9 protein-coding genes and 1 pseudogene are annotated in these 11,632 nt (G+C 46.6%); 8 read left to right on the top strand and 2 right to left on the bottom strand.

Translation table 11 applies throughout. The features are described 5' to 3' along the window. Positions 1-73 precede the first annotated feature (73 nt). Positions 74-772 (bottom strand): annotated as a pseudogene (locus QUA71_RS19465) (serine/threonine protein kinase); the annotation flags it as partial. Positions 773-1,182: 410 nt separating this feature from the next. Between QUA71_RS19465 and QUA71_RS19460 the strand changes: the two are divergent. Further along, on the top strand, positions 1,183-1,815 hold the full coding sequence (locus tag QUA71_RS19460; protein ID WP_333287456.1) for a polysaccharide deacetylase family protein: 633 nt from the start codon (positions 1,183-1,185) through the stop codon (positions 1,813-1,815). A 265-nt stretch (positions 1,816-2,080) separates the two neighbouring features. Here the strand turns inward: QUA71_RS19460 and QUA71_RS19455 are convergent, their stop codons facing one another. Then, entirely contained in the window at positions 2,081-3,289 is a 1,209-nt protein-coding gene (locus QUA71_RS19455; protein WP_333287462.1) for a lipid-A-disaccharide synthase-related protein, read from the bottom strand. Between the two features lie 96 nt (positions 3,290-3,385). Between QUA71_RS19455 and QUA71_RS19450 the strand changes: the two genes are divergently transcribed. From QUA71_RS19450 to QUA71_RS19420, 7 genes are all read left to right on the top strand, one after another. After that, complete coding sequence (locus QUA71_RS19450; RefSeq protein WP_333287454.1) at positions 3,386-4,555, top strand: RNA-guided endonuclease TnpB family protein; 1,170 nt, start codon at positions 3,386-3,388, stop codon at positions 4,553-4,555. 162 nt (positions 4,556-4,717) lie between these two features. Then, positions 4,718-5,881: a GuaB3 family IMP dehydrogenase-related protein gene (locus QUA71_RS19445; RefSeq protein WP_190660829.1), complete on the top strand. Its 1,164-nt coding sequence runs from the start codon at positions 4,718-4,720 to the stop codon at positions 5,879-5,881. Between the two features lie 508 nt (positions 5,882-6,389). Continuing rightward, positions 6,390-6,713, top strand: coding sequence for a thioredoxin (gene trxA, locus QUA71_RS19440; protein WP_006631199.1), 324 nt, complete (start codon positions 6,390-6,392; stop codon positions 6,711-6,713). A gap of 189 nt (positions 6,714-6,902) precedes the next feature. Further along, positions 6,903-7,970, top strand: coding sequence for an LOG family protein (locus QUA71_RS19435; RefSeq protein WP_333287452.1), 1,068 nt, complete (start codon positions 6,903-6,905; stop codon positions 7,968-7,970). Between the two features lie 186 nt (positions 7,971-8,156). Beyond that, complete coding sequence (locus QUA71_RS19430) at positions 8,157-9,362, top strand: urease accessory protein UreH domain-containing protein (protein ID WP_333287450.1); 1,206 nt, start codon at positions 8,157-8,159, stop codon at positions 9,360-9,362. Further along, entirely contained in the window at positions 9,337-9,810 is a 474-nt protein-coding gene (locus QUA71_RS19425; protein WP_333287448.1) for a hypothetical protein, read from the top strand. The genes QUA71_RS19430 and QUA71_RS19425 overlap by 26 nt, the downstream gene beginning before the upstream one ends. A 375-nt stretch (positions 9,811-10,185) precedes the next feature. Beyond that, positions 10,186-11,628, top strand: a complete 1,443-nt coding sequence (locus tag QUA71_RS19420; protein WP_333287446.1) for a cytochrome ubiquinol oxidase subunit I — start codon at positions 10,186-10,188, stop codon at positions 11,626-11,628. Positions 11,629-11,632: the final 4 nt, after the last annotated feature.

Raw genomic sequence — 11,632 nt, 5'->3', positions numbered from 1 at the left:
ACATGGCTCAAGCTCAACGTCTTGCTGGCTTTAATTTTAACATCCTCAAAGACTTGTTTAGAATGAAATAGCCCTGGATTGTATGAGGTGGAGTCGGTTGTTTTGCAATATGGCAATGGACTAACTCAAGTGCATCGACGGATTCAAAAGGCAACTGGTTGGTTAGCAGTTCATAGAAAGTAACGCCAAGAGAATAAAAGTCGGTGCGGTAGTCTATCGCTCGATTCATCCTGCCTGTTTGTTCGGGGAAAATATAAGCCAATGTCCCTTCTAGAAGATGAGGACTTTTGAGGGTGGTATTCTCTTGGGATAGGATGGTAGATAAGCCAAAGTCAATAATTTTTAATTGTCCGGTTTGAGGATTCAAGACAATATTAGAGGGATTGATATCTTTGTGAATGACCTTTTTTTGATGAACTTTGCCTAACGCATCTGTGATTTGGATGGCGAGGTGGAGAAACTCTGGTAAAGCCAAGGGACGGCCATCCAGCAGGATTTTTAAGGACTCTCCTCCAAAATCCTCTAACAACATGACTTGTGTGTTCTGGTATTTTCGCAGTTCGTAGGCTTTAATCGTTTCCTCTAGGTTGAGACGGCGAGTGATTTCGTATTCCTGCTGATAGCGGTAGAGTTCGGCTGGTGTGGGGTAATCCTCTTTGAGGAGTTTCAAAATCAAAGGTTGCTGATTTGATTTGAGGATGCCTCGGTATACGAGGGAATTAGCACTTTCGTAAATCTGGCTGACAATTGTGATATCTGGCAGTGAAATCATGTTGGGAATTATTGCTGCCTAAAAAAGTTAAGTATACAAATAAATATAACATGGGGAGGAGCGGGTGAGAGGAGCAGTAAACTCGCGGCGAATATACATCGCCTGACCCCCCCCTACAACTCGCGATCTTTTATTATTGCTTTTTTGGTCTGGACTTACTTACGCTATATGTAGCGTACAAGTGTACTGGCACTTGAAGCGTCTAGCTACTGTGCGATCGCCCAAACTGAAAAATCTCGGAACGGACAATAATTAATGATAAAATAGTTTAAGGATTTAGGTTCCCAATTGTGGTAATCTGAAAACAATCCACTTTCATTTTCGAGCGAGTGCGTGCAGCTATGCGAATCGGTAAAAATTTACAAAAGTTTCTGCTTTTCACAATAGCCTTATTTTTCGCAGTATCGCTGTTGATTAAAGTTACTAAATTTCACAATTATTTCGGCATCAACCGTGCCGATACCGAAGTAAAAGTTGTTGCCCTCACCTACGATGACGGGCCCTATCCTCCTTATACAAATCAACTTTTAGATATCTTAGACCGCTATCAAGTTAAAGCAACTTTTTTTGAAATCGGCCGCAATATTGAGAAACATCCAGAAATCGTGAAAATGATTGTCGCGAGGGGAGATGAGTTGGCAAACCATTCCTACTCTCACAAAGATATGATGTTTAAACCCCGGGAAGTTTTGCTGTCTGAGATTGAAAGAACGGACAAACTTTTGCAGGAAGTTGGGGTTAAGCAAGACACTATCAGTTTTCGGCCGCCTTGGGGTAGGCGATTTGTAGTTTTGTCTTATTTGCTATCCCAAATGCACAAAAAACTGATTATGTGGGATGTGGATTCCCAAGATTATGAAAAAAAACTCACGGCGGAAGATATCGCAAATCGGGTGATTGACAATGTGCGATCGGGTTCGATTGTGGTGATGCACGACGGCGGGGGCGATCGCTCGAAAACCGTAGCAGCAACTGAGATGATTGTCAAGGATTTGCAGTCGAAAGGTTACCAGTTTAAAACTGTTTCCGAGTTGTTGAAATAGCAGTAGCGTGCGTCAGCCACAATTATTTTTGCGACGAATCAACAATCTCATACTGACGCAGCAGGAAATAATATCAATTCCGGTTGCACCGGAATGATTGTTGACTGTTGACTGTTGACGGGCGGGTCGAAAAAATGAATAGTTGAGTGTTAACTGTTGACTCGATTTTATTATTCCGATGCAACCGGAAACGATATAAATGGTGCGTCACAATTAGACTTTTCGTGCAGATTGAAAAATTAAAACCTGACGCACCCTACCACAATCAATAACCCAGATAGTTTGCCACGTAATTAGCAATTTTTATGCTGCCGCCCGATCGCCCCATTCTCTCTAAACCATTTTGAATGCAACTGGCTAAATATTTATCATCTTGCAAAGTGCGATCGACTGCCAAAGCAGCTTCCTTGATAATATCAGAATTCGCTGGTTGTGTGCCAATAACCTGCACCGAATCACCTAAAAGCCGATTTTGAGCCTCGGCAAATCTATAGGTAAAGGCAGGGCCGTTTCCCGGTACTGCAATTACAGGTTTTCCCAAGCCCACAGCTTGTTCGACAGCAGTTCCAGTCATCCCAATTACTAAACTAGACTGCTGCAAAATATCGGCGAAAGCATCGGCTGAGCACATCACTTCGACTAATTTTTCTTCAGAAAAAGACCGTTTGATTGCTGGAAAAATGAGCTTGCCCGATCGGTGTTGCCATCCAGAGCGCGCCGCAATATCATCTAATTGAGGCATTAAAGCCGGAACTAAAGCTGCCCGAAACTGCATCGGTAAAGTAGAGTTACTAGCAATTTTTTTAACCAGTTCCAGGAGCAAAACGAGGTTGTTAGCGGCTTCCGGGAGGCGAGAACCGGGGAGGAGGGCGATCGTCCGAACTCCGGGTATTAACTGCAAATCTTTGCCCGTAGAATTGAGATTGTCCATGACAGGATTGCCGACAAACTGAGCTTTCTTTAAACCCTGTCGGTTTAAGTCAGCAGCAGTCAAAGCATCTCTAGTAAAAACCGCCAGACATTTCTCGGAGGAAAGCAACTGCCACAAGATTAAACCCAAATCGACTCGCCCTTCGTAATAACTAGAATGAGCCGACAGAAAAATTATATAGGGGCGGTCGGTAGATCGGGCGATCGCCGCCGCGACAATATCCCCAGTCGCCACCACCAAATCGCAGTGGCGCGAATGCCTCCAAACAGCCTGCAATTGCTGCCAAGTCAAAGCAATCAGCCCCGCCCCAAGATCTTTGAGGAAAAACAGGGGGTTCATGTAAAAAACTCCCCCAGACGGCATTTGACTGGTGGGCCCAATAATGGGCACGGTCGATCGGCGGTAAGCAGCCCCGTCACCTACAATCGGCATTGCCGAAACATCAACATCCGCGCCAGATACTCTCAAAGCTTTGAGAATTTGACAGTTAATCGAGTCTTCCCCGTGGCCGTTGCTGAGGAAAAGTATCCCCTTCGATTTCATCAAAAAAATGCGTAGAAACCCCGTCCTTTTAGGACGGCTTTACAAAGGACTAATACAAAATCCACCCTATCACAGAAGATATGCTAGAGTGTGAGGATGGAAAAAGCCTATCGCTACCGTTTCTATCCCACCGCCGAGCAAGAAAATCTCTTGCGACGGACAATGGGTTGTGCGCGGCTAGTGTACAACAAGGCTTTGGCTGCCCGCACCGAAGCTTGGTACGAGCATCAAGAGAGGGTTGGTTACAGCCAAACTTCCTCCATGCTGACAAATTGGAAAAAAGAAGAGGAACTTGATTTCCTGAATGAAGTTAGCTGTGTGCCACTTCAACAAGGACTTAGACACCTTCAAACAGCGTTTACCAATTTCTTCGCAGGACGTGCTAAATATCCTAATTTCAAGAGAAAGCAGAATGGCGGTAGTGCTGAATTTACCAAGTCAGCTTTCCGTTGGAAAGATCGACAGGTATTCTTAGCTAAATGCACTACTCCATTGCCAATTCGCTGGAGTAAAAAAATTCCCTCTGAATGCAGCCCTTCTACTATTACGGTGAAATTAACACCCGCTGGGCGTTGGTTTGTTTCCCTAATTGTAGATGACTACACGATTAAACCACTTCCTGAGATTGATAAAAGTATCGGTCTGGATGTGGGAATCGCCAGTCTGATTGCTACTAGCGATGGTGAGAAAATTGCCAACCCTAAGCATTTTAAAAAGCTTCGCAAGAAGTTGAAAAAGAAACAGAAAACGTTAGCTGGCAAGCAGAAGGGAAGCAATAACCGTGAAAAAGCACGGGTGCAAGTAGCAAAAGTCTACGCACAGATAACCGATGCACGTCAAGATTTTTTACATAAGCTGACGACTCAAATCATTCGTGAAAACCAAACGATTGTAGTTGAGGACTTGGCTATCAAGAATATGGTGAAGAACCATAAATTAGCTCTCGTTATTAGTGACGCTAGTTGGGGCGAACTAATTCGCCAACTAAGTTACAAATGCGAGTGGTACGGACGAGAGCTGATAAAAATAGACCGCTGGTTTCCTAGTTCTAAGCGCTGTGGAAACTGCGGTCACATTGTTGAGAAATTGCCATTGAATATTCGCGAATGGGACTGTTTAAAATGTGGAACAAACCACGATCGCGATATTAATGCGGCAAAAAATATTTTGGCGGCTGGGCTAGCCGTGTCAGTCTGTGGAGCGACCGCAAGACCTAAAGAGAGTAAATCTCGGAAGGCTGGTGCTACGAAGCAGAAACCTAATTAGTGATGATTGGGAATCCCCGCTTCTTCAGGACGGGGTGGATGTCAACAGAATACAATCAGAATCAGTGCCGAGCTTTTTTTAAAGACAGCGGTGCGATAGCTAAACTCGGGCGGGCTAACTTTTTGTTAGTCTAATTTAAATACATTGTGGAAGTGAAACAGCGTGAATATTGAAATTGGGCGGGGCAAAAGCGCTCGCAGAGCTTACGGCATAGATGAAATTGCGCTTGTACCCGGACAGCGCACCCTCGATCCGAGTTTGGCAGATACCAAGTGGCAGATTGGCGGGATCGATCGAGAAATCCCGATCATCGCCAGCGCCATGGATGGAGTAGTCGATGTCCGCATGGCCATTTTGCTGTCGGAATTGGGAGCAATGGGCGTGCTCAACCTAGAAGGAATTCAAACCCGCTATGCCGACCCCCAGCCAATATTAGAGCGCATCGCCAGTGTCGGGAACCACGAATTTGTTTCCCTGATGCAGGAACTCTATGCCGAACCCATCAAGCCAGAATTAATCGACCTGAGAATTAAAGAAATTAAAGCTGGAGGAGGGATTGCCGCCGTCAGCGGTACACCAGCCGGCGCGAGCAAATACGGCCGGACGGTTGCTGAATCTGGAGCCGATATATTTTTTGTGCAAGCAACTGTAGTCTCGACAGCTTTCCTTTCCCCGGAATCGATCTCATCTTTAGATTTGACTCAATTCTGTCAAGAGATGCCGATCCCAGTAATTTTAGGCAACTGCGTCACCTACGAAGTCGCCCTGAATTTAATGAAAACTGGCGCTGCGGGCATTCTCGTGGGCATTGGGCCGGGGGCTGCTTGCACGTCTAGAGGCGTATTGGGTGTCGGCGTTCCCCAAGCCACAGCGGTAGCAGACTGCGCCGCGGCGCGGGACGACTACTATCGCGAAACTGGCAAATACGTGTCGGTGATTGCTGACGGCGGTTTAATTACCGGCGGCGATATCTGCAAGTGCATTGCCTGCGGTGCCGATGGAGTGATGATTGGTTCGCCCTTTGCCAGGGCCGCCGAAGCTCCTGGCCGCGGCTTTCACTGGGGGATGGCGACTCCCAGCCCGGTTTTGCCGCGCGGCACTCGCATTCGCGTGGGGACTACGGGTACTCTGGAGCAAATTTTGCGGGGGCCTGCGGTGCTAGATGACGGTACGCACAACTTGCTCGGAGCTCTGAAAACTAGCATGGGTACCTTGGGCGCTAAGGATATTAAGGAGATGCAGCAAGTGGAAGTGGTAATTGCTCCTTCTCTGCTGACTGAGGGTAAAGTCTATCAAAAAGCTCAACAGTTGGGCATGGGTAAGTAGATTTACCGATCGAATACCAGCATACCTTGACAAAATTTGTTCAAGAGTCTCGAAATTTACAGAATATTGTGGAATTATCGAGAAGTAGGTGTCACAATATAAGAAGCGGAGACGCATGTTTCCGTTCACTCCTCACACCACACTCCGCCCGGACTACTGTTCGGGCGGTTCCTTTTTTGCCGGACATCTTGGCTCTTGCTTACTAGATACAGAACAGAGGCTTGTAGCTCCGGAGAGGCCCAGAGTGGGAGAGTGGGAGAGTCTGGGAGTCGGAGAATTTTTCTTATCCATAAGTGCATTCTGCCTTCGGAAACATAAGTGCCTTCGGAAACATAAGTGCCTTGTTCCTTCAGAAACCTTATGCCTTCTTCCTTCTACCGTCTTCCCTCTTCCTTCTACCGTCTTCCTTCTTCCTTCAGAAGCCTTCTGTTAAAATCGTTGACGCAAGTGGTTACACTTTTTGCTAGACTTGTTATCCGAGAAATAGTATTTACAAGGATGGCTAGGGATGTCAGCAGCCGCGCAAGTAACCGACTCTACCTTTAAGCAGGAAGTGCTCGATAGCGAAGTTCCAGTTCTAGTGGATTTTTGGGCTCCCTGGTGCGGGCCCTGTCGGATGGTGGCGCCCGTCGTAGACGAAATTGCCCAGCAATATGAAGGGCAGGTCAAGGTAGTAAAAGTTAATACCGACGAGAATCCTAACGTGGCCAGCCAATACGGTATCCGCAGCATTCCGACGCTGATGATATTTAAGGGCGGTCAACGTGTGGATATGGTGGTTGGGGCAGTTCCGAAAACTACTCTGGCAAACACTCTGGAAAAGTACATTTAACCCAACTGCGAGCGGTTTCGGGCTGTTCTTTGTGGGCCGCGAAAGCTAACTCGCTTCAGAACCGGGGCAAAGCTACTGGAAAAGTTATTAGTTGCCAGCAGGGCAATTTGCTGGTGGCTATTAGCTTCTAAATTTAGCTTGCCCCTTAATTTTTAGTAGCGACAATTTGTTATTGTTTCGGAAAAATTCATGATTCGTTCTGAGTCTGGTCAAGGTTTTGAGTCCCTCCAAGCTGAATTGATCGATTTGATCGATCGCTTCCCAATGTTGAAGCACTCTGAGTGGATCGAACGATCGCTCTCTACTATAGTGCAAATGGCAGGAGAGGAGCTCGATCGCCTAGACTGGAAAATTATGGCTGCGTCGCTCCGAGATATGGAGAGCGCTTTTGAGATGTTTTATCCTTACCGCCACGTTCGCAAAATTGTGATTTTTGGTTCGGCGAGGGTGTCACCGCAATCTGCGGAATATTTGATGGCCAGAGACTTTGCGCGGGCGATGGCCCAGCAGGGGTTTATGGTGATTACTGGCGGCGGCGGGGGAATTATGCAGGCGGGGAACGAGGGGGCGACTGCTGAACGTTCTTTTGGGCTGAACATTCAGTTACCTTTCGAGCAGAGTTCTAATCCTTTCATTGCCGGCGATCCCAAATTGCTCAATTTTAAATATTTTTTCACTCGCAAGTTATTTTTTCTCCGGGAGAGCGATGCTTTAGCTCTGTTTCCGGGCGGTTTCGGCACTCTGGACGAGGCTTTTGAGTGTCTGACTTTGACTCAAACTGGCAAGTTCGGGCCGGCTCCTGTGGTATTGATCGATCGACCGGGAGGAGATTATTGGCTTGATTGGAATTATTTTGTGCAAAAACAATTGCGGGGCCGGGGTTTGATTTCACCCGACGATCGCAGCCTGTATACGATTACTGACGATATAAATGTCGCTTGCGAGGCGATCGGCAGTTTTTATCTGGTTTATCACTCCTGCCGCTACGTGCGCGAAAAATTGGTAATTCGCTTGAAAACAGAGCTTTCTGAGGAGAATGTCGATCGGCTAAATACTGATTTTAGCGATATTGTTGTCACCGGAAAAATTGAAAAAAGTCAAGCTTTGGAACCGGAAATAGGAGATGAAACTTTCGCTTTGCCGCGCCTGACTTTGCATTTCAACCAGCGGGATTTTGGGCGGCTTTATCAGCTAATTGCTGCTATTAATCAAATGGCGGCAGCTTCGCCGGCGGCGGCCCATCCAGAACAAAAGTAGTTATTAGTTATCAGTCATTAGTGATTTTAAATATGGGTGAGATTAGAGAGAAGTTGGACAACTTGTATTTTGACAAAAGCGATCGGCTGAGATAATTTTTTGTAGAAATTAAAGAAAAAAGCGTCCAAGAGCCAAAGAAAATCTTGTCAATACCTTGATGGCGTTGTTTGGGAAAAAAACAGCAAAATGCTAGACCTGCTGCTAATTGCAATTTTGGGATTTCTCGGCAGTTTCGGTCACTGCGCTGGGATGTGCGGCCCGCTGACAATGGCGTTTTCTCTTTCTAATTCCCGCAACGATAAATTAGCTGCTTTCCGCTTTCATTTGCTGCTAAATTTGGGGAGAATTACTGCTTACGCTTTGGTTGGTTCTGCAATTGGCGGACTGGGTTCGGTGTTAATTGCTGGCGGACTTTTGGCAGGTACGGGTAGCGAATTGCGGCGGGCGATCGCACTTCTAACGGGCACGATGCTGATTTGGTTTGGAGTAGGGCAAATTAAACCGAACTTGCTGCCGGGATTGCCCCGATTGCACCCGCTGTCGCACGATCGAGTCGGACAAGCAATGAGCAAGCTTTCGGCACAAAAAAACTGGTGGGTGCCGATTGCTTTGGGTTTGCTTTGGGGTTTGATTCCCTGCGGTTTCCTCTACGCAGCGCAGATTAAGGCGGCGGAAACCGGAAACCCGGTTTTGGGTGCGGCGACGATGCTGGCTTTTGGACTCGGCACGCTGCCAACGATGCTGGGAGTGAGTTTTTTTGCTGGCAGATTGAGCGCGGACAAGCGCAGTCAACTTTTTCGTGCGGGTGGCTGGGTGACGGTGGCGATCGGGATTCTTACCTTGCTGCGAACCGATGAAATGGTCGATTTTACCGGCCACGCAGCGCTGCTGTGCTTGATGCTAGCACTGTTGGCGCGTCCGGTTAGCAAGTTTTTGCCGCAACTGTTGCGCTATCGCCGCGTCTTGGGTGTGGGCGCGTTTGTCCTAGCAGTCGCCCACACGTTTCATATGCTGGATCATACGCTGAAATGGAATTTTGACGCGCTATCTTTTATGTTGCCGCAGCACCAGTTGGGAATGGCGGCTGGGATGCTGTCGCTGCTGTTTATGTTGCCGGCGGCGGTTACAAGTTGCGATCGTATTCAAAATTATTTAGGCCAACTGTGGCGAATGCTTCACCTGTTAAGCGTTCCAGCTTTCTTGCTGTGCGCTGTACACGCTGCACTCATCGGTTCCCACTATCTCGGCGGCTTTGAATGGAAGTTGCACAATCAACTGCTGACAGCCGTTTTAGCGGTGGTTGTGGTTTTAGTTATGTTTGTGCGATCGCGCTTTTTTTGGTCAATTTTATCACTGGACAAGTTCTATGTTTCGCCTGTCAAACAAAAGTAAAAGTTTAGGATTTTTAGTTTTTTTGGGATTGCTAATTGAAGCAGCAATTCCCACTGCGCCGCAGTTAAACTCGATTTCAGTTTTGGCGCACCAAGTCGAAGTCTCGGGAGATGTAGCCGCTACCTTTCACCTAGAACCAAACCACAACCCCCGCGCCGGACAGTCTGCGAGAGTGTGGTTTGCGCTGACTCGCCGGGGCGGCAAAATTATCCCCTTAGAGCAGTGCAATTGCAAATTAGCGGTTTATCCAAAAGAGCGCCAAGAAGGGGATAAGCCACTGATGCAGCCGCCTTTAAAAGCCATATCTGCCGAGAAATATCAAGGGATTCCCGGGGCTGATATCGTGTTTCCCAAGGCTGGCATTTACCAGCTTGACTTGAGCGGAACAGCCAAAAACGAAGCTAATTTTAAACCGTTTAAACTGAGTTACACTGTCACCGTTAGGTAATACCATTTGAGATTTTAAGGACTGATTCGGGAGAGAGCTTATGTAAATTAACCGCAGAGAGCGCAGAGAGCGCCGAGGGGAGAAAAGAAGAGGAAGATTGACAGCAAGTTTTCTATTTGAAGTTAAGGGAGACAGGGGATATATAATTTAGTTAAATTACTATTATAGCAAATACCAAGAGGCGTAAGACGTGCTTAATTGCTGAAACCATTGATTTTATTGCGCTTTGCTTCTTCCTTAAAACAGAAAATCTTAATTTTTAATAAAGATAACTCCGTACATTTTGCACTAAGTAAATTTCTGCGTTACCTTGTCAATGTCCATTATGGAATTTGTGCAAGCTAACCTCTCTGGAGCTGACCCAAGGATATAACGATGGATATCTTATCTAACACCGTGGCCCTATCGCGGATGCAATTTGCGCTAACCGCCATATTCCATATGCTGTGGCCAGTTCTGACAACTGGAATGGGGATTTATCTGGTAATTGTTGAAGGAATGTGGCTGAAAACTCGCAATCCCGACTACTACCATCACGCTCGTTTTTGGTCTAAACTCTACCTCCTAAACTTCGGTATAGGAGTAGCTTCAGGAATTCCGATGGAATTTCAGTTTGGCACGAATTGGGCACCATTCTCTGAAGCTGTTGGTGACTTTTTTGGCAGCATTTTAGGCTTTGAAGCTTCAATGGCATTTATGCTAGAAGCCGGCTTTTTAGGAATTATGCTGTTTGGTTGGGAGCGCGTTCACCCAATGATCCATTATTTCGCTACAATCATGGTAGCGTTCGGCGCTAACCTATCCACAGTCTGGATTTTAGTCGCTAACTCTTGGCTGCAAACTCCTGCGGGCGGAGAAATGGTCAATGGCAAGTTTATTGTCAGCGATTACTTTCAAGCAATTATGAACCCGTTCGCATTAAACAGCATTCTTCATATGTTTTTTGCGACGTTAGAAACTTCGCTGTTTGTCATTGGGGGAATTAGCGCTTGGTACATTCTCAATAAGCGCAACCAAGCGTTTTTTTCCAAGTCTTTAAAAATTGCCATAGCGACAGCAATCGCCGTTGCACCTCTGCAGATATACATCGGACATTTGAGCGCCGAACAAGTTTATCACTATCAACCCGCTAAATTAGCAGCAATCGAAGCTAAGTGGGAAACCTCACCAGCGGGAGAGTCAGCAGATTGGACTTTGCTAGCTTTGCCTAATGAAAAAGCCCAAAAAAATGACTGGGAAATTAGCGTACCCAATGGCTTAGGATACGTTCTGGAATTCAAACAAAAACTCTCCGAACCCGTACTAGGTTTAAAGGAATGGAAGCCAGAAAATAGACCCCGGATGGTGGGTTTAATCTACTATTGTTTCCGCATCATGTCCGGTATTGGATTCTTCTTTGTAGGATTGATGCTGTTCAGTATAATTCAGTGGATGCGAGGCAAACTTTCTGCTGAAAATATCGGCAGTCAAGCTTGGCTGATGCGCGCTTGGGTATTAGCTGCTCCCCTGGGATATATTGCTGTAGAATCGGGTTGGATTGTCCGCTGTGTCGGCAGACAACCGTGGGCTTTATACGGGCAAATTCGCACTGCTGACGCGGTGTCAAACATCCCCGCCAGCAATGTTTTAACTTCTCTCAGTTTCTTTGCCGTTGTTTACAGCTTTTTGTTTGTTTGTGCCTTGTATTTTGGCAGCAGAATTATCCGCCAAGGCCCTAATTTAAGTCTGCCTGTGCCAGGTTTAGACAATCAACCCGAAATCGAAAATCAACCTGCAGGACACATTCCCGATCAACGTCCCGTAGAAGCACAACACTAGGAGA

Source organism: Microcoleus sp. MON1_C5, from assembly GCF_036701875.1.
GTDB lineage: Bacteria > Cyanobacteriota > Cyanobacteriia > Cyanobacteriales > Microcoleaceae > Microcoleus.
The sequence above is the reverse complement of the archived record's forward strand: the minus strand, read 5'-3'. Positions and strand labels throughout refer to the sequence as shown.

Bases quoted from the DNA above. Each gene is read 5' to 3' on its own strand.
- QUA71_RS19455 (WP_333287462.1), bottom strand. From the start codon at position 3,289: ATGAAATCGAAGGGGATACTTTTCCTCAGCAACGGCCACGGGGAAGAC.
- QUA71_RS19450 (WP_333287454.1), top strand. From the start codon at position 3,386: ATGGAAAAAGCCTATCGCTACCGTTTCTATCCCACCGCCGAGCAAGAA.
- trxA (WP_006631199.1), top strand. From the start codon at position 6,390: ATGTCAGCAGCCGCGCAAGTAACCGACTCTACCTTTAAGCAGGAAGTG.
- QUA71_RS19435 (WP_333287452.1), top strand. From the start codon at position 6,903: ATGATTCGTTCTGAGTCTGGTCAAGGTTTTGAGTCCCTCCAAGCTGAA.
- QUA71_RS19430 (WP_333287450.1), top strand. From the start codon at position 8,157: ATGCTAGACCTGCTGCTAATTGCAATTTTGGGATTTCTCGGCAGTTTC.
- QUA71_RS19425 (WP_333287448.1), top strand. From the start codon at position 9,337: ATGTTTCGCCTGTCAAACAAAAGTAAAAGTTTAGGATTTTTAGTTTTT.
- QUA71_RS19420 (WP_333287446.1), top strand. From the start codon at position 10,186: ATGGATATCTTATCTAACACCGTGGCCCTATCGCGGATGCAATTTGCG.